The sequence below is a fragment of the Amycolatopsis sp. lyj-108 genome (assembly GCF_046549005.1).
In the GTDB taxonomy this organism is placed as follows: domain Bacteria; phylum Actinomycetota; class Actinomycetes; order Mycobacteriales; family Pseudonocardiaceae; genus Amycolatopsis.
Genome location: NZ_JAJPWQ010000015.1, coordinates 160,581 through 182,351, shown reverse-complemented (window position 1 = coordinate 182,351; position 21,771 = coordinate 160,581). Strand labels below are relative to the sequence as shown.

General features: G+C 68.4%; 21 protein-coding genes. 5 read left to right on the top strand and 16 right to left on the bottom strand.

What is annotated here, in order from left to right; genetic code table 11:
- The first annotated feature begins 244 nt into the window (after positions 1-244).
- Entirely contained in the window at positions 245-796 is a 552-nt protein-coding gene (locus ACLJO0_RS39495) for a hypothetical protein (RefSeq protein WP_410584799.1), read from the top strand.
- A 40-nt stretch (positions 797-836) separates the two neighbouring features.
- Here ACLJO0_RS39495 and ACLJO0_RS39490 read toward each other — a convergent pair whose 3' ends face one another.
- Entirely contained in the window at positions 837-2,093 is a 1,257-nt protein-coding gene (locus ACLJO0_RS39490; RefSeq protein ID WP_410584797.1) for a DUF222 domain-containing protein, read from the bottom strand.
- Between the two features lie 334 nt (positions 2,094-2,427).
- Between ACLJO0_RS39490 and ACLJO0_RS39485 the strand changes: the two genes are divergently transcribed.
- Positions 2,428-4,236 carry an FUSC family protein gene (locus ACLJO0_RS39485; protein ID WP_410584795.1) on the top strand — a complete coding sequence of 603 codons (1,809 nt, stop codon included), beginning with the start codon at positions 2,428-2,430 and terminating at the stop codon, positions 4,234-4,236.
- Here ACLJO0_RS39485 and ACLJO0_RS39480 read toward each other — a convergent pair.
- The 11 genes from ACLJO0_RS39480 to ACLJO0_RS39430 all read right to left on the bottom strand — a co-directional run bounded on the left by ACLJO0_RS39480 (position 4,233) and on the right by ACLJO0_RS39430 (position 13,370).
- The gene (locus ACLJO0_RS39480; RefSeq protein WP_410584793.1) at positions 4,233-4,799 is read right to left on the bottom strand and encodes a hypothetical protein; all 567 of its coding nucleotides are present in this window, start codon (positions 4,797-4,799) and stop codon (positions 4,233-4,235) included. The two genes, ACLJO0_RS39485 and ACLJO0_RS39480, sit on opposite strands and share 4 nt — an antisense overlap.
- A 103-nt stretch (positions 4,800-4,902) precedes the next feature.
- The gene (locus ACLJO0_RS39475; protein ID WP_034319194.1) at positions 4,903-5,763 is read right to left on the bottom strand and encodes a DivIVA domain-containing protein; all 861 of its coding nucleotides are present in this window, start codon (positions 5,761-5,763) and stop codon (positions 4,903-4,905) included.
- A 54-nt stretch (positions 5,764-5,817) separates the two neighbouring features.
- Complete coding sequence (locus ACLJO0_RS39470; protein ID WP_005155180.1) at positions 5,818-6,093, bottom strand: YggT family protein; 276 nt, start codon at positions 6,091-6,093, stop codon at positions 5,818-5,820.
- Between the two features lie 114 nt (positions 6,094-6,207).
- Positions 6,208-6,822, bottom strand: a complete 615-nt coding sequence (locus tag ACLJO0_RS39465) for a cell division protein SepF (protein ID WP_410584791.1) — start codon at positions 6,820-6,822, stop codon at positions 6,208-6,210.
- A gap of 82 nt (positions 6,823-6,904) precedes the next feature.
- Positions 6,905-7,636 (bottom strand): YggS family pyridoxal phosphate-dependent enzyme, encoded by a 732-nt coding sequence (locus tag ACLJO0_RS39460; protein ID WP_410584789.1) that lies wholly within the window; start codon positions 7,634-7,636, stop codon positions 6,905-6,907.
- Positions 7,633-8,340 (bottom strand): peptidoglycan editing factor PgeF, encoded by a 708-nt coding sequence (gene pgeF / locus ACLJO0_RS39455; protein ID WP_410584787.1) that lies wholly within the window; start codon positions 8,338-8,340, stop codon positions 7,633-7,635. Before pgeF ends, ACLJO0_RS39460 begins: the two co-directional genes overlap by 4 nt.
- Positions 8,341-8,414: 74 nt before the next feature.
- Positions 8,415-9,740 carry a cell division protein FtsZ gene (gene ftsZ, locus ACLJO0_RS39450; protein ID WP_410584785.1) on the bottom strand — a complete coding sequence of 442 codons (1,326 nt, stop codon included), beginning with the start codon at positions 9,738-9,740 and terminating at the stop codon, positions 8,415-8,417.
- 250 nt (positions 9,741-9,990) lie between these two features.
- Entirely contained in the window at positions 9,991-10,761 is a 771-nt protein-coding gene (locus ACLJO0_RS39445; protein WP_410584783.1) for an anti-sigma factor domain-containing protein, read from the bottom strand.
- The gene (sigK, locus tag ACLJO0_RS39440) at positions 10,758-11,366 is read right to left on the bottom strand and encodes an ECF RNA polymerase sigma factor SigK (protein ID WP_125794933.1); all 609 of its coding nucleotides are present in this window, start codon (positions 11,364-11,366) and stop codon (positions 10,758-10,760) included. Before sigK ends, ACLJO0_RS39445 begins: the two co-directional genes overlap by 4 nt.
- Complete coding sequence (locus ACLJO0_RS39435; protein ID WP_410585022.1) at positions 11,359-12,087, bottom strand: DUF1365 domain-containing protein; 729 nt, start codon at positions 12,085-12,087, stop codon at positions 11,359-11,361. The genes sigK and ACLJO0_RS39435 overlap by 8 nt, the downstream gene beginning before the upstream one ends.
- Positions 12,088-12,092: 5 nt before the next feature.
- Positions 12,093-13,370 (bottom strand): NAD(P)/FAD-dependent oxidoreductase, encoded by a 1,278-nt coding sequence (locus ACLJO0_RS39430; RefSeq protein ID WP_410584781.1) that lies wholly within the window; start codon positions 13,368-13,370, stop codon positions 12,093-12,095.
- A gap of 87 nt (positions 13,371-13,457) precedes the next feature.
- Between ACLJO0_RS39430 and ACLJO0_RS39425 the strand changes: the two genes are divergently transcribed.
- Together ACLJO0_RS39425 and ACLJO0_RS39420 are read left to right on the top strand one after the other, a co-directional pair.
- Positions 13,458-14,729, top strand: coding sequence for a class I SAM-dependent methyltransferase (locus ACLJO0_RS39425; protein WP_410584779.1), 1,272 nt, complete (start codon positions 13,458-13,460; stop codon positions 14,727-14,729).
- On the top strand, positions 14,729-15,514 hold the full coding sequence (locus tag ACLJO0_RS39420) for a DUF1295 domain-containing protein (RefSeq protein WP_410584777.1): 786 nt from the start codon (positions 14,729-14,731) through the stop codon (positions 15,512-15,514). Before ACLJO0_RS39425 ends, ACLJO0_RS39420 begins: the two co-directional genes overlap by 1 nt.
- Before the next feature lie 159 nt (positions 15,515-15,673).
- Here the strand turns inward: ACLJO0_RS39420 and ACLJO0_RS39415 are convergent, their stop codons facing one another.
- Entirely contained in the window at positions 15,674-16,183 is a 510-nt protein-coding gene (locus ACLJO0_RS39415; protein WP_410584775.1) for a DinB family protein, read from the bottom strand.
- 221 nt (positions 16,184-16,404) lie between these two features.
- Between ACLJO0_RS39415 and ACLJO0_RS39410 the strand changes: the two genes are divergently transcribed.
- Entirely contained in the window at positions 16,405-17,709 is a 1,305-nt protein-coding gene (locus ACLJO0_RS39410) for a wax ester/triacylglycerol synthase family O-acyltransferase (RefSeq protein WP_410584773.1), read from the top strand.
- Between the two features lie 72 nt (positions 17,710-17,781).
- On the opposite strand, the gene ACLJO0_RS39405 is transcribed toward ACLJO0_RS39410, so the two are convergent.
- The 3 genes from ACLJO0_RS39405 to ACLJO0_RS39395 all read right to left on the bottom strand — a co-directional run bounded on the left by ACLJO0_RS39405 (position 17,782) and on the right by ACLJO0_RS39395 (position 21,704).
- The gene (locus tag ACLJO0_RS39405) at positions 17,782-19,173 is read right to left on the bottom strand and encodes a class II 3-deoxy-7-phosphoheptulonate synthase (protein ID WP_038522829.1); all 1,392 of its coding nucleotides are present in this window, start codon (positions 19,171-19,173) and stop codon (positions 17,782-17,784) included.
- 78 nt (positions 19,174-19,251) lie between these two features.
- A complete protein-coding gene (locus tag ACLJO0_RS39400) occupies positions 19,252-20,184 on the bottom strand; it encodes a trypsin-like serine peptidase (protein ID WP_410584770.1) in 933 nt (310 codons plus the stop codon).
- Positions 20,185-20,312: 128 nt separating this feature from the next.
- Positions 20,313-21,704 carry an alpha/beta hydrolase gene (locus tag ACLJO0_RS39395; protein ID WP_410584768.1) on the bottom strand — a complete coding sequence of 464 codons (1,392 nt, stop codon included), beginning with the start codon at positions 21,702-21,704 and terminating at the stop codon, positions 20,313-20,315.
- Positions 21,705-21,771: the final 67 nt, after the last annotated feature.

The window sequence follows — 21,771 nt, the reverse complement described above, 5'->3', positions numbered from 1 at the left end:
GTTCCGGCTGGGCCGCTCATTCGACGGCTGTGACGGGCCGTACCCGTCCGGTTCTACTGAGGGCTCGTTCTGCTGAGACGCGGGCCCTGTTCTTCCGGAGGCTCCCCGGTGATGGCCGGATCGGTGCCAGTTGATTCAAGGGTAGCGCGCGGGGGCAACCGGGTTGTCCGGGGTGGGCTTATCGTTCGCAGGTCTGCTCCCGCACGGATGTGGCGGGATCGACGGTTTCGGCGATACTGCGGGCATGACGCGGGAAGACTGGCTCGCCGGGCAAACACGGACCTTCACCGCACTGCACGGCAAGCGGGTCGACAGGTGGACCGGCGTGGAGATGGCAGTGCGGGAGGACGTGGCGGGAACCGGCCCGCAATTCGCCGACCCCGAGGTTCCCTGCCTGCAGCTGTACTGGCTTCAAGCTTGGTTGGACGACGGCAGCGCGGTGGAGATCTACACCTACCAGGACGACGATGGCTTCGGTCTCTGCGGCCACCCGTCGGGCGGATCGTCCGACGACGGCCATTGGGACGGTATCTATCGCTGGAGGTCCTTTCCCGAGTTGCCCACCGGTCCGGTCGATCACGTCGCCGTCTTCCACGAGCGGCATTTCCTGGCCGAAGTTCACTTCCGGATCGGAGGACGACCACTGGCGCTGGTCGCGGGTGAACTGGAGGAGACGCACGAGGGCGGGCTGATCTTCCAACGACTCGACGAATCGGTCCTCGCCTTCACCGATCTTGTCGCGGTCGACGGCGTCCCGTGGAACACGGCGCGACAAGTCCACCACGCAGCTTTCTGAGAGCGCGGGCGTGTAGGTCGTTATACGGTCGTGGGCCGACCTAAATCCTGAGGTGCATGGTGTTCCTCCTTGGCGCCCCGGCGGGGTCGAGGTAGGTGGGGGCGGTGAATTCGGGCAGTCCGTCTTGGGCGATGTGGGCTTTCCATTCACTGTGGTGGATGAGTCGGTGGTGTTTGGTGCACAGGAGCACTAGATTGTCGATCTTCGTTTCGCCGTGGTGTCGCCAGAAGACGATGTGGTGGGCGGTACAGCGGGGCACGGGCATGTCGCAGCCCGGGAACGCGCAGCCGCCATCTCGAAGGGTGAGGGCGTACTTCTGGGCGAGGGAGACGGTGCGTTTGGAGCGGCCGATGTCCAAGGGTTCGCCTGCGGTGCCGAGGACGCCGGGTCGGACGCGGGCGTCGCAGGCGAGGATCCTTGCGTCGGTGGCGCTGATCGGTCCGACGAGGTCGAGGTGGGCTTCGCCGAGATCCCGCATGAGGTCCTCATACGACATGGTGACCAAAATGTGGGTCGCCTCGCCTGCCTGGCCGGGAAGGTTGCGGCTGGTGGTCTTCAAGAGGACGTAGTCGGTGAAGGCATCCCCGTAGCGTTCATCCTGAGTACGGGAATCCCGGTTGCCGTCGATGGCCTTGTGCGGCTTGGCCATCGGATCCAGATCCGACTTCAAGCGGGCGTAGGTTTCCAGGTCGAGGGTGGCTTTCAAGCCGAGGGTGCCGTCGCGGTGTTTGACGAACCGCATCTCCGGACGCGTGTCCTTCGGATCCTCGTTGCGGGGTTCCTTGCCGTCGGGGTCGAGTTCGTCCAGCAGGCGCCGCCCGGCGCGGGCGATCTGCCGCGGCCCGGCGTGCCGGGCCAGGTCGACGAGGATCTTCTCCCCGGCTCGCACGTCTTCGTCGGGCACAGTGGAGGGGATGCGGGCGAGGGTGCGGATGATCGCGTCGATCTGCGAACCGCCGATCGCGCCCTCCGCAGCGGCTGCGGCCGTCAGCGGCGCGAGGGGTGGCTCGGGGTCTCCGCCGATAGCCGGGCCCGGATGCAGGGCCAGGACGCGGTCGGCGCGGGCACCGGCTTCCTTGTCCGTCACATGAAAGTCCTCGAAGATCAGCGCCGCCAACGTCGAATGACCCGAACACCCGCGTACCCCGCGGGAATTGATTTCCGCCAAGATTGCGTTCTGTTCCGCATCCGCTCGTCGTTTGATGATTTCGAGTTCTTGTTTGCGGGCGTGCAGCGTCGCGGTGTCGACGCGCCACCACTCGGTGGGTGTCGTCTGGGTTGCGTCGTTGCTGGCCACGACCCCAACGATACACCGAATCGAACAGACGTGCGAGCACGAACGGCCTAGCGTGAAAAGAATCCGAAATGCACATGCAGATAAAGAAGCGAAGCGACCTTAAAGGCGCGAAGGCGTCGTGAGGGGCAGTTCGGGGTTCTAGCGACCCTTTCACAGGTGACGTGCGGCGTGTATTTGCCTGATGCCAGGAGGCCAGTGCTCGCGTGAAGTACATGAAGGACCCCTTCCTGTACCTAGACGCAAGGAAGGAGTCCTTCATGTACTTGGGGAAGGGTCCGAGTTGCCATCCCCGCCACCGTCTCTAGGTTGACGGTATGTCGATCTGCGAGGCTCCGTGAAGGGGCCCGGACTCCTCGTCGTCCTGCTGGTGGTCCTCGGCGGTGTCAGTGGGCTGGGGTTCGTCCTAGGGCTGGGCAACGCGGCCGTTCTGGCGGCCCTCACCGCGCTCTTCTGTCTCATGGCGGCGGTCGGCGGGCCGCTTTGGGCGGATCTGCGGCTGCTGGCGTGGTTCGCGCCCGCGTTGATCCTCGCGGTCGGCGTGCCGCGGTTGCTGGGGGCGGTGTCGCAGTGGGCGGCGATCGGGCTACTGGTGGTGATCGTGGTCGTCGCCGGGCTGTTGCCGGTGCTCGGGGCGCGGTTCGTGACGGTCGGCCTGGGCCTCGGGATGGCGTCGCTGTTCGGGTACGGCTTCCAGTTGACGGGGACGGCGTCGGCGGGGCAGATCTTGGGTGCGCCCGCGCTCGCGGTGGGGGTCGTGGTCCTGTTGCGGGTGTTGATGGGCGCGAAGGATCCGGCCAAACCGACTCGTGACGCGCTGGCCGACGCGCTCGCGGCGGGTTCATTCGAAACGCAGGAACGTGCGGCGAGGCTCTGGCTCGCCGATCGGCCTCGTCGCTGGACCGGCAGGGTTCTCGGCGGCATGTTCCGGTACCGCGCGGCGACCGGGTTGCTGGAGATCCGGCGGAAACGACTGAACAGCGAAGAAATCGGCGAAACGCTCGACGCCGCCAAGGAAGAAGCCGCCAGGCTCGCCGAGGCCGTCCGGAGCACGGCGGCACCGGACGAGGTCGAACCGGTGCGGCGCAAGGAACCCGTCGGACTTCCCGGGGCCACGGCGAGGCTCGTCGACGGGCTCTGGGACGCGCTCGAAACCATCCGGGCCGCGGCGATCGAACGCGACGAGTCGCGTGTGGACGTTCCGAAAGGACTCCGGAAGGAGCTGCGCCGCATCGAGCTGAGCGGCGCGTTTTCCTGGCAGTCGGCGCAGTTCCGGCACGCGCTCCGCTGCGGGCTCGGTGTCGGGCTGGCATTGGTGGTCGCGAGTTTCCGGCCCGGCGACCCGCTCACCGTGTCATTCCTGCTCGGCACTTTCGCCATCATGCAGCCGGAATGGCGGGACAGTCTTGGCAAGGCCTGGCAGCGGATCGGCGGCTCTCTCGGCGGCGCCGTCGTGCTCACGCTCGTTCTTTGGCTTCTGCCGCAAGGGTTTCTGCTGCCGATCGGGCTGGTCGCACTGCTCGGCGGGTTCTCGTTCATGCAGACACGGCCGGCGGTGTTCAACGGCTGCATGGTCCTGATGTCGGTCGGCATGAACGCGACCACCAGACATCTCGACCCGCGTTACGTCCTCGTCGAGTACCTGCTTCTGATGGTCCTCGCCGGCGCCATCGCCCTGCTGTTCGGTTTCGCCGCGATTCCCGGCGTGCCGAAACCCGGCCCGGTGGAACGGTTCGAGAGCGCGGTCGGCGCCACTCGTGCGCTGCTCGGCTCGGTGGGGCGGAAACTGCGCGGCGAGGACGTCGACCCGCGGACGCTCGGCCGCGAGTTCCGTGCCGCCGCCGTCGCGCACCACGGCCTGCGCGCGGCGGAGCCGGGCACGAAGGAACCCGCGCCCGGCCAGCGGGACGCGCTGGAGAACGCCGCCGAAGCCTTGCGCGGCCTGTCCGTCACCGCGTCGTCGCTCTTGCTGCGGCCGGGATCAGCCGGTGCGGCGGACGCTGTCGACGAAGCGGCCCGCACGCTCGGGACGGAAGAAGCGGCGGAGATCCCGGTGCCACGGGGCGCGGACGAGGAACTGCGGCTGGTGCTCGACACGATCGCCGCCGACGTGGTGACGGTCGGCGAAGCGGCTCAGAAGCTCTAAGCCTTCTCGCGGTGCTGCCCGGCGATCTCGGCGTCGGGCGTGCACAGCGCGCACGGAGTGAACCCGAGCTGCCGCGCCTCGCCGATGCCGAGCGGGATCGTGTCCCGGGTTTCGAGCCACGTGCACGACGTCACGTGATAGCGCGGGTACTCGTCGACGACGACGACCTCGGTCTCGAGTTCGGAGACGACCGCCACGTCATCAGGGTCGCTGTCCTCCTCGCCGGGGTCACCGGTGCGCTGCGGCTCTTCCGCCTCTTCAGCGTCGCCCAGCTCACCGGCGGCCGGCATCAAGACGGTCTGCTCGACGTCCTCGGGTTTCTTTTCCTCACCCTCGGAGGACTCGTCGTCGGAGGCGTCTTCGGCCGAGTCTTCCGCCGCTTCTTCGACGGGGACCTCCGCCGCGCGCTTCTTCCGGCGGCGCAGGAGGTCGAAGAGGAGCAGCAACCCCGCGACGACGGAGAGACCGATGGAGATCCAAGCCCACAGGGAGTTCGCGGTGATGAGCGCCGCGACGAGCAGCCCCAGAGCCGCCAGTACCAGTACCAGGACGATGTAGAGCACGGTGAATTACAACACGAGAGCCAAGCGAAACGGCCCCGACCCTCCGGAGAGTGTCGAGGCCGTTCCACTGTGTAGAAACAACTGTGTAGAAACCGAGCAGAGATCAGCCCGCTTCGGCCCGAGGACCGAACGAGTAACCCTGTCCGCCACCGGAGGACGACGACTGCCCCGAGTTCGACGAGGACGCCGAGGCGGGAGCGGCCGAACCGCGGTCGTCGAGCTCACGCAGCTGGGACTCGAGGAACCCGCGCAGCCTCGTGCGGTACTCCCGCTCGATCGTGCGCAGCTCTTCGATCTTCTTGCCCAGCGAGCCCTTCTCCGCGTTCATGTTGTTCATGGTCTCGGTGTACTTGCGCTGAGCTTCGCGCTCCATGGTCGTCGCCTTGTCGCGCGCCTGGCGCTCCAAGGTCTCGGCACGGGTTCGCGCGTCGTTCAGCATGGTCTCGGCACGCGTGCGTGCCTCGTTCACCATCGAGTCCGACTTGGATCGCGCGTCCGACAGCAGCTGCTCGGACTTGGTCCGGGCTTCGGCGAGCATGCCGTCCGACTCGGTCTTGGCCTCGGCGGTGAGCCGGTCGGCCATTTCCTGAGCCAGCCCGAGCACCTTCGCGGCCTGGACGTTGGGCTCCCCGTTGTCCGGCACCATCGAATGGGCCTGGGTCTGCTCCATCGCCGACTGCGGCGGCGGCACCGGCGCCAGGCGGCGCGACGGCTCGTCGCGTACCTGTGGCGGCGGGCCGACGGCACCGGCCTTGGCGTTCTCGAGCTCACCACGGGTGGTCTCGAGCTCGTTGTCGAGCTGCTCGACCTGCTGCCGCAGTTCGTTGTTGTCCTCGATCAACCGGGCAAGCTCGGTCTCCACCAGGTCGAGGAACGCGTCCACCTCGTCCTCGTTGTAGCCCCTTTTGCCAATGGGCGGCTTGCTGAACGCGACGTTATGCACGTCAGCGGGGGTCAACGACATCAGATCACCTCACGCACTCCATGGCCTGCAGGTCCACCGGGGCTTCCCCGAAAATCACCCTGGCGTTGCCAGCTGCATCGCAAAGAACACAACCAACAGCAGCACCATAATCGATAAGTCCAGTCCGACGCCGCCGATTCGTACGGTCGGGATGATTCGTCTGAACAGACGAACCGGTGGGTCGGTCACTGTGTAGATGGTCTCGAGCGTTACCGCAACCCCTCCGGCAGGACGCCACTCGCGAGCGAAAGCACGCACGAGCTCAACGACGATCCGTGCCGTCAGCAGGAGCCAGAAAGCGAACAGCACGTACCAGACGACCAGCAACACAGCATTCACGTAACCACTCTGCCATGCCTCGCGTCAAAACACGCAGTTGACGGGCTCCGGATGCCGATGAGTCGACAAAATCACATCCGGCTGCGTTCAGCGGTCACCGGGTGATCAGCCGCGCAGGAATAATCCGCCTTCGGCAATCCGCCGACGGTCCTCCGCGGTGACGTCCACATCGGGCGGTGAGAGAAGGAACACCTTGTTGGTGACCTTGTCCATCGATCCGCGCAACGCGAAAGCGAGCCCCGCGGCGAAGTCGACGAGACGCTTCGCGTCCGCGTTCTCCATCTCCGTGAGGTTCATGATCACCGGGATGCCCTCCCGGTAGTGCTCCCCGATCGCCCGCGCTTCGGCGTAGCTCGTCGGGTGCAGCGTCGTGATCCGGCTCAACGGGTCACGCACCGCGGCACGGACCGGCTCGGTGACCGGCCGTAGCCGCGCGACCGGCTCCGGCTGGCGGTCGATCGCCAATGCCCCGTGGACCGCAGGCTCCGGGCTGGGCACGGAGCGTGACCGAGGCCGCGGCGCGGGCTCGTCATAAGTGTCATCGACGTCCCGGTAACGTCCACCCCGTGACCGGGCCGGCGGCTCATCGTCGTAGTCGTACTCGTCGTCGACGTATTCCTTCGAGGCGTAGCCTCGCCGGTAGTCATCCTCGACGTCATAGCCGTCTTCGTCCGCGGGCACCATCCCGAAGTAGGCCTTCAGCTTCTGCAGCGCGCTCATGCCTCTCCCTAGCCTTAGCCGCGTCCCGCACCGTACTCCCCCGCCCTCGCCGCCACTCCCCGTAACGACGAGACGGTATTCCCTAGGGCGAGGCTAAACCGCGTCCACCGAGCAACGCGGTTCCGACACGCACACAGGTCGAGCCGTGCGCGATAGCCTGCTCGAGATCATTGCTCATTCCGGCGGAGATCTCACGGGCTTTTGGGTGTTCTTCCCGAAGACTCTCCGACGCGCGAGCGAGTTCCTCGAACGCCTCAGCGGGGTCAGTACCCAGCGGAGCCACGGCCATAAGCCCCCGAAGCCGAAGATCACCCACATGGGCTACCCGCTCCGCCAACCGGCGTAACTCGCTCAACCGAATGCCCCCGCGGTTCGGATCGTCATCGAGACTTACTTGAATGAGGACGTCCAACGGGTGCTCGCGTTGCCCGGAATCGAGGGCCGACTTGGTCGCCTTCGCGAGCGCGTCGGCGAGGCGTTCGGAGTCGACGGACTGGATCTCGTCCGCCCAGCGCACGACCGATTTGGCCTTGTTCCGCTGCAGGCTGCCGACCATATGCCAGCGGATCCGGGCGTCGGGACGGAGACCGGCGACCTCTTCGGCCTTCGCGCCCGCCTCCTGATCGCGGTTCTCGGCGAGGTCGAGCACGCCGAGGTCGGCGAGCAGCGCGGCGTCGAGCGCAGGGAAGGTCTTGGTGACCGCGAGGAGCTTGACCTCGTCGCGCGTCCGGCCGGCGGCCTTGCACGCGGCGCCGATCCGCTCTTCCACTTCGGCGAGGGACGCGGCGAGTTCCGCCTTTCGTGCGTCACTCACGACGCGTCCAGCCAGGTGATCCCCGCGATCCGGCCGGTGGTGCCGTCGCGGCGGAAGCTGAAGAGTGTCTTGTCTTCGTTGGTACAGCGCGGATCCACGCCGATCTTGCCGACACCGAGGTCGGCCAGCTGCCGCCAGAGACCGGCGCGCAGGTCGAGCCCCGGCGTGCCCTTACGGGTTTTGCAGGCACTGCCCGGCACGTGTTTTTCGACGTCGGCGGCCATGTCCGCGGGGACTTCGTAGCAGTCGCCGCAAATAGCGGGACCGAGCAGCCCTTCGATCCTGGCCGGTTCGGCGCCGAGCGAACGCATCGCCTCGATCGCGGCGGGGACGACCCCGACCCTGGCGCCGACGCGGCCGGCGTGGACGGCGGCGACGACACCGGCTTCGACGTCGGCGAGCATGAGAGGAACGCAATCGGCGACGAGCACCACGAGCGCGAGGCCGGGCTCGGCCGTCACGAGTGCGTCGGTCGCTTCGGCGGCGGAGGTTTCGGAACCGTCGACGACGGTGGCGGTGCGGCCGTGGACCTGTTCCATCCACGCCAGCCTGTCCTCGGCGAGGCCGAGTTCGGTGGCGAGACGTTTGCGGTTGGCGTAGACGTCGCCCGCGTCGTCACCGACGTGATCACCGAGGTTGAAGGTGTCGAAAGGCGGCCGGGAGGCCCCGCCCGCCCTTGTCGTGACAATCCGCCGTACGCGCACGCGTTTCCTCCTAGACCTGAGTGAAGGCCCCCTCGACTGTAGTCAAGGAGGCCTTCACGAAACGTACTGGCGAGCTACCGCCGCATGAAGGGCGGCACGTCGACCTCGTCGTCCGAAGGGTCGTCGTGCACCGGGGTGGCGCGGCCGGGCAGGCTGCCGTGGGTCGAGTTCGACCCGATCGGCGAGTAGCCGCGCGAGCCGCCGCCGGGCTGCGGAAGTCCGCCGCTCAGCGAGCCGTTGCCTTCGTTGCGGGAAGACTGCATCGGCGTGTGCGTGCGCGGCGGCGCGACCGGGTAGCCGTTCGAACCGGTCGACGGCACCGGCGTGGCACCCGAAGGCGGGCTCTGCACCGGAGTCGCCCCGCCGCCGTTGACCTGGCCCGCCTGCGCGGACGCGGTCGACGAGTTGGAGCGGGAGCCGAAGGTCGACGGGTCGAGCTTCTTGTGGGTCGGGGTGCCGGCGTCGAAACCGGCCGCGATCACGGTGACCCGGACCTCGTCGCCGAGCGAGTCGTCGATGATCGTCCCGAAGATGATGTTGGCGTCGGGGTGCGCGGATTCCTGCACCAGCGACGCGGCTTCGTTGATCTCGAACAGGCCGAGGTCCGACCCGCCCGCGATCGACAGCAGCGCGCCGTGCGCCCCGTCCATCGACGCTTCCAGCAGCGGCGAGTTGATCGCCTTCTCCGCGGCCTGGATCGCCCGGCCCTCACCGCGCGCCGAGCCGATGCCCATCAGTGCGGAACCCGCACCGGACATGACGCTCTTGACGTCGGCGAAGTCCAGGTTGATCAGACCCGGCGTGGTGATCAGGTCGGTGATGCCCTGGACACCCGAAAGCAGCACCTCGTCCGCCGAGCGGAAGGCGTCCATCAGCGAGACGCCGATGTCGCCCAGCTGGAGCAGCCGGTCGTTCGGGATGACGATGAGGGTGTCGCATTCGTTGCGCAGCTGCTGGATGCCGTCTTCGGCCTGCTTGCTGCGGCGCTTGCCCTCGAAGGTGAACGGGCGGGTGACGACGCCGATGGTCAGCGCGCCGAGTTTGCGGGCGATCTGGGCGACGACGGGCGCGCCACCGGTGCCGGTGCCACCGCCTTCACCCGCGGTCACGAACACCATGTCGGCGCCCTTGATGACCTCTTCGATCTCTTCGCGGTGGTCCTCGGCGGCCTTCTGCCCCACTTCGGGGGCGGCGCCGGCACCGAGGCCGCGGGTCAGTTCCCGGCCGATGTCGAGCTTGACGTCGGCGTCGGACATGAGCAGTGCCTGAGCGTCGGTGTTCACCGCGATGAACTCGACGCCCTTGAGGCCGACCTCGATCATGCGGTTCACGGCGTTCACTCCGCCGCCGCCGATACCGACGACCTTGATCACCGCAAGGTAGTTGTGCGGGGGCGTCATCGGAGCCGCCTTCCTGATCGTGTGTGCTCGTGCTGCCCGCCGGTCGCTGAGCCTGGGCCGAACCCTCGAGCTGAAGTTCAGATTGAGAGTTATGTCAACTGCCGACGTTGAAGCAGGACGGTATGCACCAGGCTGGCTCGAATCCAGTAGCCACGCCGTGTGTCGCAAAGGTGTTTTGCCACAACATGTTCGCGGGCGCAAGAGCGAGACCCGGTCGCGGCGGCGAACGGCGGCCTGGTAAGAGCGGAGATCAGGTGGGCATGGACATGACCATGACGACGTCCTTCGACGGCGTTCCGGTCGGTGATCCGCCGTCCTGTTCGACGCTGAGCGCGAACTTCTCGGCCCCGCCGAGTCCGTCGGCGACCAGCAGCGCACCGTCCTGACCACCGGGAATGAGCCCGGCGGGCTTGGGCGCGGTGCCCGGGAACATCAGCCACGCCTGATACGTCCGGCCCGGTTCGTTCTTCGGCAGCTGTGCCGCCATGAAGACGAGCTTGTCCTTCGAGCGCGACATCATCACGGTCCCGCCGCCCCCGCCGGAAGCTTCGGCGTGCCCGGTCCGGAGATCGGCCGCCGAAAGCACCTCGGCGACGGGCGCGTACCGAGCCGCGTACTGCGCCGCCTGTTCGCGCGCGGCGGTCAGCTGGGTGTGGTTGTCGAAGGCGATGCCGCCGAACACGGCGGTTCCCGCGAGCCCGACGATCGCCGCCGCGGCGGCCGCGATCGCCCAGCGCGGGGCGCGGCGGCGGCCCTTGACGCGCTCCCCGGTCTCGAAGCGTGTCTTCGGCGGCTGCTGCCTGGTCGCCATCGCCTCCGCGAGCACCCGGCGCTTGAGTTCGGGCGGCGGGTCTTCGGCCAGCGCGGCACCGAGACGGGTCGCGGTCATCTGCAGTTCCAGGACCTCTTGAGCGCACGAAGCGCACTCGCCGAGGTGCCGCTGGAACTGGGCACGCTCCACTTCGGACAGCGCGTCGACGGCGTAGGCCCCGGTGAGCGTGTGCATTTCGGGCATGGTCATGCCGTCACCCCCATACAGTCCCGGAGCCTGATCAGGCCGTCCCGGAGCCGGGTCTTGATGGTCCCGTGCGGAGTCTGGAGCACTTCCGAGACCTCGCGATAGGTATAGCCCTGGTAGTAGGCGAGCAGCACGGATTCCCGTTGCAGCTCGGTCAAGGTGGTGAGACAGCGGCGCACCTGCGACCGTTCCCAGCGGGCCGCGACGGCCTCGGCCACCTCGTCGAAGGGCCGGGCGCGGGCGGCCTCGAAGGTCGCCTTGACCTCGCGATCCGAACTGGCGCGTGCCGAGCGGACGCGGTCGACGGCACGGCGGTGCGCGAGCGTCATGGCCCAGTTCAGCGCGCTCCCCCGCTCCGGGGAGTAGCGCGTGGCCGTGCGCCACAGCTCCACCATGACCTCCTGGGTGACCTCTTCCGACTGCGCGGAGTCACGCAGGATCCGCCGCACCAGTCCGAGGACCGGTCCGGCGAGTTTGTCGTACAAGGCGTCGAAGGCCCGCTCGTCGCCCTTCGCGACCCGGACGAGCAGATCCTCGGCCGTGGGACCGGCCGGTTCGCCGTCCCCGGGGACGGGCGCCATCCGGCGCGGGCGTGCCGATTCATCCATCAAGCGTGCCTCCGGCCGTCTGCGGCGTACGCCGGGTGATCGGCGCCTTCTTCCACCACAGTGTGATCCCGTGCCGCCGGATCAGCGCGGAGACCCGGTGCGGCATGAGCGGACGGGTGAGCAGCATATGCGCCAGCCACTTGGCTGTGGCCGGTCGCCGCACCCCGCGCAGCGACGCCGTCAGCGGCGTCTTCCCGCCCTGCCGGAGGGCGATCTTGACCGAGAGCAGTGACTCCGGCCTTGGCACCTCCATCCGGTACTCGCCGTCCATCGACTGGAACGGCGAGACGTAGAACTCCTTGTCCGCGAAGGCGTTCCCGGACTCGTCGGGGCGCAGGAGGTACGCGTGCCGACCGCCGTAGGTGTTGTGGACCTCGGCGACCACGCATTCGAGTTCCCCGTCGGGCCGGTGGCACCAATACAGGGTGATGGGGTTGAAGTTGTGGCCGAACATCCGCGCGCCGGCGAGCATCTGCACCCGGCCGCCGTGGAGGTCGACGTCGCGAGCCGCGAGCCAACGGTCCAATTTGGACCGGATGCTGGAGGCGTCCTCGGGCGCGAAGTGGTCTCGTGAGTCGAAGCGGGCGAAGGGGCGCAGCCACCACGGCAGCTTCGGCGGCACGTCGAGATCGACGAACCACAGATAGACGCGATGGGCGAACGAGAGCGGCGGATCGAGGCGCCGGACATGCGCCACCGTGGAGTCGTAGAGCACGGCCATGACGGTCACCAGCGCACCCCGAAGTTCTCGGCCGCGCGGACACCGGAAGCGCAGCCGTCCTCGTGGAACCCCCAGCCGTGATACGCCCCGGCGAACGCGACCACGTCGTCGCCGAGTTCGGGAAGCCGGCGTTGGGCGGCCACGGATTCCGGCGTGTAGACGGGGTGTTCGTAGGTCATCTTGGCCAGCACCGAACCGGTGTCGGGGGCGGTGCCGGGGTTGAGCGTGACGACGTAGCCGGTGGGCTCGTCGAGCCGCATCAGGCGGTTCATGTCGTAGGACACCTGGACCGCGCCGTGGGCGGCGCCGCAGAACGGGGTGGCGTAGTTCCAGCCCGCCCGCGCCGATTCCGCCGTCGGGAGCACGCCGGTGTCGGTGTGCAGCCACGCCTCGTTGCTGGAGTACCGGAACGAGCCGAGGACTGCACGTTCGGCCTCGGTCGGCGACGTGAGCAGCTTCAGCGCCTGGTCCGCGTGCGTGGCGAGGACGACTTTGTCGAGCTTGTGCCGTGTGTCGGCGTCGTCGCGGACCTCGATCCCGCGCGCGGTGCGCTTGACCGAGCGGACCGGCGTCGACAGGTGCACGGCGGTCAGCTGCTTGGCGGCGCGCTCGACGTACTCGCGGGAGCCGCCGTCGACGGTGCGCCAGCGCGGGGACCCGCCGACCGACAGCATCCCGTGGTTGCGCAGGAACTCGAACAGATAGCGCGCCGGGTAGCGGAGCGTGTCGGTGCGGTCGGCCGACCAGACGGTCGAGACGACCGGGAGCATGAAGTGGTCGACGAAGTACTTCGAGTACCCGCCGATCGCGAGGAACGCGCCGAGCGTGACGTCTCCGGCCTCGGGTGCTTCGAGGACGCGCTTGGCGTGCCGGTGGAAGCGCTTGACGTCGGCGAGCATCCGCAGATAGCGCCCTCGGGTGACGTTGCGCGGCTGGGCGAACAGGCCCTTCATGCCCTTCGCCCCGGCGTATTGAAGGCCGCAGCCGTCGCAGCGGATGCTCATCGACATTTCCGTGTCGCGGGTGGCGACGCCCAGTTCGGCGAACAGGCGGAGCAGGTTCGGATACGTGCGCTCGTTGTGCACGATGAAGCCGGAGTCGACGCCGACGGTGCCGCCGTGCGCGCTCGGGACGTCGTGGGTGTGCGCGTGCCCGCCCAGCCTGTCGTCGGCTTCGAACAGCAGCACTTCGTAGCGGCGTTGGAGCAGATAGGCCGCCGTGAGACCGGCGACGCCGCTGCCGATGACTCCGATGCGTTGACCCTTGGTGTGCACGTGAAGCATTCGGAGCCGGATCGGGCGAGGATTGGATCGCGTGAACCGGTGCCACATCCGACCCATCCCTTTCCGGTCCGGGAGCGAATGACGACTATGCCGAACAGTCCCGCGTCCCGCCTAGCCCCGTTCGTCGAGCGGCTCCTCGGTTGCTCCCTCCCGGTCGGTCTCCGTACCTGGGATGGCGTACGCGCCGGTCCGCCGGATGCCCCGACCGTGGTACTCCGGAACCGGCGTGCGCTGCGCCGCCTCCTCTACGCCCCCGGCGAATTGGGGCTGGCGAGGGCCTACGTCTCCGGTGATCTCGATGTCGAAGGCGACCTCGCCGACGGATTCCGCCGGATCTGGGCGCTGACCCGGTCGGGTGCCCTGCGCGGTGCCAGGCTCGGCCCGCGCGAATGGGCCGAAGCGCTGCGGATCGCGGTGCGCCTCGGCGTCGTCGGGCCTCCGCCCAAGCCGCCCGCCGAGGAGGCCCGGCTGTCCGGGAAACTGCACACGCTGCTCCGCGACAAGTCCGCGATCGCGCACCACTACGACCTGAGCAACGCCTTCTACCAGCTGCTGCTCGACGAATCGATGGCCTACTCGTCCGGTTACTGGACCTCCGACGAGGACGGGTACGGCGTCGAGCAGGCACAGTGGGACAAGCTCGAACTGATCTGCCGGAAGCTCGGCCTGCGGCCCGGGATGCGGCTGCTCGACGTCGGCTGCGGCTGGGGGTCGCTCCTGGTGCACGCCGCGAAACACCACGGTGTGCACGCCGTCGGGATCACGCTTTCGGCGGAACAACAGCAACACGTCCGCGGCCGGCTCGCCCAGCACGACCTGGAGGAACGGGTCGAGGTCCGGCGGCAGGACTATCGCGAGCTGGCCGACAAGCCGTTCGACGCGGTCGCGTCCATCGAGATGGGTGAACACGTCGGCGAGGAGAACTACCCCGAGTACACGCGGACGCTGTTCCGGATGCTCAAGCCCACCGGGCGGCTGGTCCTGCAGCAGATGTCGCGCGGCGCGGTGGCGCCCGGCGGCGGCGCGTTCATCGAGCGCTACATCGCCCCCGACATGACGATGCGGCCGTTGAGCCGCACGCTCGGGCATCTGGAGACCGCCGGATTCGAGATCCGCGACGTCCACGCCCTGCGCGAGCACTACGTGCGTACGGTCCGGGCATGGGAGAAGACGCTGGAAGGCAACTGGGACGACGTCGTGGCGCTGATCGGTGAGTCCGGTGCGCGGGTCTGGCGGCTGTACCTGGTCGGTGGGGCGCTCGCGTTCGAGGAGAACCGGATGGGCGTCGACCAGATCCTCGCGGTCCGCCCGTCCGACGAAGGCCTGAGCGGCCTGCCCGCCACCCGGGAGTGGTCCTGATGCCCCTCGGCGGGACCCTCGCGGTGACGGCGGGAGCGACTCTCGTGGCCTTCGTCGTCACCTTCGCCGTCGCGCGGTGGCGCAAGCGGTACGACACCGTCGACACGTTCTGGGGGCCGGGCTTCGCGCTCGTCGCGCTGGTGGCGGCCCCGCTCGGGGACGGGTCGGTGGCGCTGCGCGTGGTCACCGCGCTGCTGACCACGGTCTGGGGTGTACGCCTCGGCGTCCACCTCCACCTGCGCAACCACAAGCTGCCCGAAGACCCGCGTTACGTGCGGATGGCGGAGAACGCCGGGGAGAATCCGGCGCTCAAGCTCTTCGTCCGCGTGTACCTGCTCCAGGCCGTGGTGCTCTGGTTCGTCTCGCTGCCGGTCCAGTTCGCGATGTACGGCGACACCTTCGGGGTGACGGCGTGGCTCGGCGTCGCGCTGTGGCTGGTCGGCTTCGGGTTCGAGACGATCGGCGACGAACAGCTGCGGCGTTTCAAGGCCGACCCGGACAACAAGGGGAAGGTCCTCGACACCGGGCTGTGGCGCTACACCCGGCATCCGAACTACTTCGGTGACGCGTGCGTGTGGTGGGGCCTGTACCTGCTGGCGTGTTCGAGCTGGGTGGGGGCGGCGACGATCCTGTCGCCGATCGCGATGACGTACACCCTGGCCAAGGGCACCGGAAAACCTTTGCTGGAGAAGGGTTTGCGGCGTTCCCGGCCGGGATACGCCACGTACGTCGAGCGGACCAGCGGTTTCTTCCCGCTGCCCCCTCGCCGAGGGGGTGTCTCCTGAACTGAGACCGGCTACTCGAGAGCACGCGCGCGCGTTTCTTGTCGGCCGGAGGCCTCGGATTCGCGGAGGCGGGCCGCTGAAAGGCCGGAGTGAGTGACCAGCCCGTGCCACGGCCCGGCTACGGGAATCCGAAAGCGCGCCTTGAATGACGCAGCCGCGTCACTCCCCGGTGAGACCGTCGGTCAGCTCGCGCAACAGGTCGAGGTGGCCGGCGTGCCTGCCGGTCTCCTCGATCATGTGCGCGACCACGAACCGGACGTTGACCTGGCGATCGCCACGGAAGGGGACCACGTCGTCGAGCCCCATCCCGGCGACGACCTTGCGGCTGCGTTCGCACTCGGCCTCGTAGGCGGCGATCAGCTGGTCGATCGGGGTCTGCATGGCGACCCGGAACTCGGCGTCCGGATCGACCTCCAGTGCCTCCTTCCAGACATCTTCCTGCCCGTTGAGCACGACGGTGAACCAGTACTGCTCGACGAGGGTGAGGTGGCCGAGCAGACCGGCGACGGTGGTCAGTTCGCTGGGGACGAGCGGCCGCCGGGCCTGCTCGTCGGTGAGGCCCGAGCACTTCCACACGACCGTCGCGCGGAGGAAGTCGAGGAAGCCGTTCAGCTGGGTGCGCTCGTCGCCGGTGAGCGGCGGTTCGGGGCGCTTGGGTTCGTCGGTCATGGTGGTGCAGTCTGCCGGTTTCCTCCGATGATCCGCTAACGAGTTACCCCGGGACGCACTGTCCACCATCTGCCGCAGAGCCGTGGTCCATGTCCGAACACCATCCCATCGTTCGAGTGAAACCGACGGTAGTTAGCGCCGAGGAAACATGACGACCACCCGCCCGTCATGTCAGGCTGATGCAGTTGTGCCCATCGCCGGAGAACCGAGAAAGGTCACTGATGTCAGGCCCTCAGCTGAGCGCACTCGATGTCGCTTTCCTTTGCCTGGAAAGCGAAACGACACCTATGCACATGGGCGCGGTGGCCACGTTCCGCCCGCACGGGCAGGTGCACGCGCGTAAGCTGACCACGCTGCTCGCCGAGCGGGCGGAACGGCTCCCGAAGCTGCGTCAGCGCCCTCGCGCCGCGCTGTTCCCGCCCGGCGCCGCGACCTGGGCCGAGGACCCGGATTTCGTTGCCAGTGAACATATTTCACATCACCACCTGAGCTCCCTGTACGAACCGGACCCGCTCTCCGCCTACGCGTCGCGCTGGATGGGACGGCCGCTCGACACCGGAAAACCCTTGTGGGACTTGCATCTCGTCACCGGCCTGCCGGACGGCGAGTTCGCGTTGCTGCTGAAACTGCACCACGCGCTCACCGACGGGGCCGGCGCGTACGCCGTCGCCGCGGGCCTGCTCGACGAGGTCCCACGCGCGACGAGGCGTCCGCACAGCGGCTCCGGACCGCCCACGCCTCGCTCCCCTGTGGACGCTGTCAAGGAAGCCGTCGGCTCGACGCTGGCCCAGGCCGGGATCGCCTCTTCGGTCGTCCGCGCGACCCGTTCGCCGCTGTCGCCGATCAGCGCGCCGCCGTCGACCGAACGACGGCTCGGCCTCGTCCGGCTGGACACCACCGAGATCCGGCGGATCCGCCGGGCCCACGGCGGGACGGCCAACGACGTCGTGCTGGCGATCCTCAGCGGCGCGCTGCGCGAATGGATGATCAACCGCGGCCAGCGCGCCGACGACCGGACGCTGCGGGCGCTCATCCCGGTCAGCGTGCGCGGACGGTCCGCCGAGCAACTCGGCGGGAACAAGCTGTCCGGCTACCTCTGCGATCTGCCGGTCGGCCTCGACGACCCGCTGGAGCGGCTGCTGGCCGTCCAGCGCGAGATGAGCCGGAACAAGGCCGCGGGCCCGGCCCGTGGCCCCGGTGCGTTCCCGCTGCTCGCCGACCGGATGCCGCCGATGCTGCACCGGCTCGGCAGCAAGGCCGCCGGACTCGCCGCGCCGCTGCTGTTCGACCTCGTGATCACCACGGTGCCGGTGCCGCCCAACCGGCTCACCCTCGACGGCACGAAACTCCACGGTGTGTACCCGTTCGTGCCGCTGGCGCCGCGGCAGGCGATCGGGATCGCGGTGGCGACCTACCGCGACTCCGTCCACATCGGCCTTCAGGCGAACGGGGCGGCGGTCTCGGACGTGGGTTCGCTGCGGGACGGGGTGCTCAAGTCGGCCGCGAGGCTGCTGGACACCGCCTAGCGCGTGCGATGAAAGGTCCTTTCCTTGCAAATTTCGCAAGGAAAGGACCTTTCATGGCGCAGGTGAGAGGCGTCAGCCGCGCAGCATCTCCGCGACCAGGAACGCCAGCTCCAGCGACTGCTGCGTGTTCAGGCGCGGGTCGCACGCGGTCTCGTACCGGCCCGAAAGGTCCAGATCCGAGATCTCCTGCGCGCCGCCGAGGCATTCGGTGACGTCCTCGCCGGTGAGCTCGACGTGGATGCCGCCCGGGTAGGTGCCGAGCTTGCGGTGCACCTCGAAGAAGCCCTGCACCTCGTCCACGATCCGGTCGAAGTGCCGGGTCTTGTAGCCCGTCGAAGCCTCGTGCGTGTTGCCGTGCATCGGGTCGCACTGCCAGATGACCTTGTGCCCGGACGCCTCGACCTTCTCGACGATCGCGGGCAGCACCTCGCGGACCTTGCCGTTGCCCATCCTGGCGATCAGCGTCAGGCGGCCGGGCTCGTTGCGCGGGTCGAGGCGGCGGACGTACTCGACGGCCTGTTCGGGCGTGGTCGTCGGGCCGATCTTGAGGCCGATCGGGTTGGCCAGCAGTTCGGCGAAGGCGATGTGCGCGCCGTCGAGCTGCCTGGTCCGCTCGCCGACCCACAGGAAGTGCGAGGACAGGTTGTACAGCTTGGGGTTCGCCGCGTCCGCGCGGTCCATCCGCAGCATGGAGCGCTCGTAGTCCAGCAGGAGCGCCTCGTGGCTGGCGAAGATCTCGGTGGACTGGAGCGAGGAGTCGGTCACGCCGCAGGCCGACATGAACCGCAGGCCGCGGTCGATCTCCGCGGCCAGCGCCTCGTAGCGTTCGCTGGCGGGCGAGGACTTCACGAAGTCCTTGTTCCAGTCGTGCACCTGGTGCAGGTCCGCCATGCCGGCGCCGGTGAGGGCGCGGACGAGGTTCATCGCGGCGCCCGCGTTGGCGTAGGCGCGGATCATCCGGCCCGGGTCGGGCACGCGGAGCTCGGGCTTGGCGACGAGCGAGTTGATGATGTCGCCGCGGTACACCGGCAGGCCGAGCGCGTCGGTGGACGCCGAACGCGGCTTCGCGTACTGGCCCGCGATCCGGCCGACCTTCACCACCGGCAGGCTCGCGCCGTAGGTGAGGACGACGGCCATCTGCAGCAGGGTGCGCAGGTTGGCGCGGATGTGCGGCTCGGTGTTCGACTCGAAGGTCTCCGCGCAGTCACCGCCCTGCAGCAGGAACGCCTCACCGCGGGCGACCATGGCGAGCCGGTCGGAGAGCCGGTCGATCTCGGCGGGGACGGTGATCGGCGGCACACTCTCCAGCACGCCGCGGACGCGTTTCGTCAGCTCGGCGTCCGGCCATTCGGGCTGCTGCGCGGCGGGCCGGGAAAGCGCGTCGTCGAGCCGATCACGCAGCTCGGGAGGCAGAGGAGGCAGTTCGGGGAGCGTGTCGACGGGAACGTCCACTGTCCAGTTCACCGGACCAGGATATGCCGCGCCGAAAGCCGCCCGCCCACCGGGACGAAAGTCCCAAAAGGTGGACGGGCGGCGGGTTGATCAGGCGGCCTGCGCCTTGTTGTAGAGGTTCTGCGCGTCCGTGCCGAAGTACGGGCCGAACATGTAGCCGGGCAGGAAGTTGTAGCCGAAGCTGTTCACCGAGGCCTGGACGCCCGCGCCGGTCGCCTCGCTGAAGTTGAGGAACCACGGGCCGCCGCTCGAACCACCGGTCATGTTGCAGTTCATCCCGTGGTCCTTGGTGAGCAGGAAGTCGGTGAACGTGCTCCCGCTGCAGTAGATCAGCTTCGAGCCGTCGTACGGCGCCGCCGCCGGGTAGCCGAAGGTGTACATCGACTGGTTGCGCGCCTGGTTGAACGCGATCCCCTGCGCGCCGACCACGTCGGTCAGCTTCTGCCCGTTGAGCGGGTTGACCACGGCCGCGCCGATGTCGTAGTTCATGTCCTCGCTGGCTTCCCACTGCGGAGTGGTCAGCGTGCTCTTCGCCGCCCAGGTGCCGTAGGGCGTGTTGCCGTTGTTGTAGCCGGGCGCGAAGGTCCAGTTGGTGTGCCAGGCGCCCTGGTACTTCACGCAATGCCCGGCGGTGATCACGACACTGCCGTTCGCGCTGGTGACCGCGTCACCCGAGCACGACGCGTTCCGCCCGCCCATGGTGAAGAACACCCGGCCGGCGGTCTGCACGACCTTGCCGGCCCCCGTCCACGCACCACCGCCGTTGGGGATGCTCTGGATGATCGTGCTCTCCCCCTTCGCGACGTCCTTGAGCGAAAGGGGCGGGGCCTGGACCAGCTGCTCGATCGGCACCGCCGACCGCATCCGCTCGGGCGTCCAGTAGGCCGCCACCGCCTGCGCGCCGGCCGCTGCCTGATGATGGACCGGTCCGGCGTGAGCGGGACTCGCGACAGCGGTCAGCGCCGTCACCGCGAGCCCCATGAGCGCCGCCAGGATCCCCGTCCGGGAAGCCGTCCTCTGCATGGCGTACCACCTTTCGCCACCGGTGAATTGCCGTATGACTTGCACGACATTTCGAAAGTATTTGTCCTGCTACCAGGCGTACAAGCGGCCGTTCGGCCGCATCCGTGGCGACATGTCGGCCAATCGGCCTAGCGGCAGTGCGAATCGGCGGCCGGGAGGACGCCGTCCCGCAGATAGCGGACGACGGTGTCGTTCCCGCAGGCGTTCTCCTTGGTGAAGACGCCGTGCCCGCCGGCGTCGACGGTGACGAACTTCGCCCGCGCCCCCAGCGCCGACCGCATTTCGCGGGCGCCGACGAGCGGCGTCGCCGTGTCGCGGAGGTTCTGCACCAACAGGATGTTCGACGGTCCGCGGTCGTGGATCCGCACCGGAGGCTCGCGACGCTCCACCGGCCAGAACGCGCAGGGCGTGATGTTCGCCGCGGCCGGGCCGAACATCGGATGCGTCACGCGGGCCCGTTCGACCGCCTTTTGGTAGTAGCGCACGCTTTCCGGCCAGTCCGAGTCGTTGCACAGCACCTGGAGCTGGAGCGCGGCGTGGTTGTCTCCGTCGAGCGGCCCGCCCTGGGCCTTCGCTGCAGGTGCGGACCATTGCTCGGCGAGACCGGGGAAGTTCGCGTCGTCGTACAGGGCTCCCCAAGTGTCACTTCGGATTCCCGGACGCTTTTCCACCAGCTCGAAGAACTTCGCCGTCACCTCGGCCTGTGTCCGCCCGAGGTGGTAGACGTCGTCCCGCGCCGCCGCCCAAGCCGTGAAGTCGCCGAAGCGGTCGTCGAAACCTTCCGCGAAGCGTTGGTGCGCCCGGACGTCCAGGCCGTTCGGCCCGGTAAGGCTGTCCAGCACGATCCGGTCCGTGCGCGCCGGGAACATCGAGGCGTAGGCGGCGCCGAGATAGCTCCCGTACGAGACGCCGTAATAGGAGATCTTCCGCTCCCCCAGCGCCTCGCGGATCCGGTCCATATCGCGCGCCGTGTTGGCGGTGGTCATCTGCGGCAGGAGATCCGCCGTCTTCGACTCGGCGCATTGCTTCGCCACCACACGGGACTTCGCTGCCTTCTCGGCGACGTCACGCGGGCCGTCCGCGTACGGGCCGGTGAGGATGAACCGCTGTTCCTCGGTCAGATCGCAGGTCACCGGTGTGCTGTAGGTGGTGCCGCGCGGATCGAAACCGATGACGTCGTAACCGTCGAGCAGACCGGACTGGCCCTGTCGCTGCGCGAGTTGCGCGGGCATCGCCAGGCCGGGGCTCCCCGGGCCGCCGGGGTTCATCAGCAGCACGCCACGGCGTTTCGGCGAAGTGCTCGCCTTACGGGAGACGGTGAGTTCGATGGTGCGCCCGCCGGGGTCGGCGTAGTCCAGCGGCACCTTGAGTTTCGCGCATTCGAGGCCCGCGGTCGGTGAGGGCGTCATGCCGTAGTCCGGGCACGGCGACGTCCACTTCAGTGCCGGAGCCGCTTCGGCGGTCACCGGGATGGCCATGGTCAGTGGCAGGAAAGCCAGTATCGCCAACGTTTTTCTCATGCGGCAGAGCTTGGCGGGCGAAAAGGCTCTACCGCGTCGGACCCGGGGCTGATCCCCGCCCTCCACC

Bases quoted from the DNA above. Each gene is read 5' to 3' on its own strand.
- ACLJO0_RS39420 (WP_410584777.1), top strand. From the start codon at position 14,729: ATGCCCCTCGGCGGGACCCTCGCGGTGACGGCGGGAGCGACTCTCGTG.
- sigK (WP_125794933.1), bottom strand. From the start codon at position 11,366: ATGGATGAATCGGCACGCCCGCGCCGGATGGCGCCCGTCCCCGGGGAC.
- ftsZ (WP_410584785.1), bottom strand. From the start codon at position 9,740: ATGACGCCCCCGCACAACTACCTTGCGGTGATCAAGGTCGTCGGTATC.
- ACLJO0_RS39465 (WP_410584791.1), bottom strand. From the start codon at position 6,822: ATGAGCGCGCTGCAGAAGCTGAAGGCCTACTTCGGGATGGTGCCCGCG.
- ACLJO0_RS39410 (WP_410584773.1), top strand. From the start codon at position 16,405: ATGTCAGGCCCTCAGCTGAGCGCACTCGATGTCGCTTTCCTTTGCCTG.
- ACLJO0_RS39475 (WP_034319194.1), bottom strand. From the start codon at position 5,763: ATGTCGTTGACCCCCGCTGACGTGCATAACGTCGCGTTCAGCAAGCCG.
- ACLJO0_RS39425 (WP_410584779.1), top strand. From the start codon at position 13,458: ATGCCGAACAGTCCCGCGTCCCGCCTAGCCCCGTTCGTCGAGCGGCTC.
- ACLJO0_RS39400 (WP_410584770.1), bottom strand. From the start codon at position 20,184: ATGCAGAGGACGGCTTCCCGGACGGGGATCCTGGCGGCGCTCATGGGG.
- ACLJO0_RS39445 (WP_410584783.1), bottom strand. From the start codon at position 10,761: ATGACCATGCCCGAAATGCACACGCTCACCGGGGCCTACGCCGTCGAC.
- ACLJO0_RS39435 (WP_410585022.1), bottom strand. From the start codon at position 12,087: ATGGCCGTGCTCTACGACTCCACGGTGGCGCATGTCCGGCGCCTCGAT.
- ACLJO0_RS39415 (WP_410584775.1), bottom strand. From the start codon at position 16,183: ATGACCGACGAACCCAAGCGCCCCGAACCGCCGCTCACCGGCGACGAG.
- ACLJO0_RS39395 (WP_410584768.1), bottom strand. From the start codon at position 21,704: ATGAGAAAAACGTTGGCGATACTGGCTTTCCTGCCACTGACCATGGCC.
- ACLJO0_RS39430 (WP_410584781.1), bottom strand. From the start codon at position 13,370: ATGCTTCACGTGCACACCAAGGGTCAACGCATCGGAGTCATCGGCAGC.
- ACLJO0_RS39495 (WP_410584799.1), top strand. From the start codon at position 245: ATGACGCGGGAAGACTGGCTCGCCGGGCAAACACGGACCTTCACCGCA.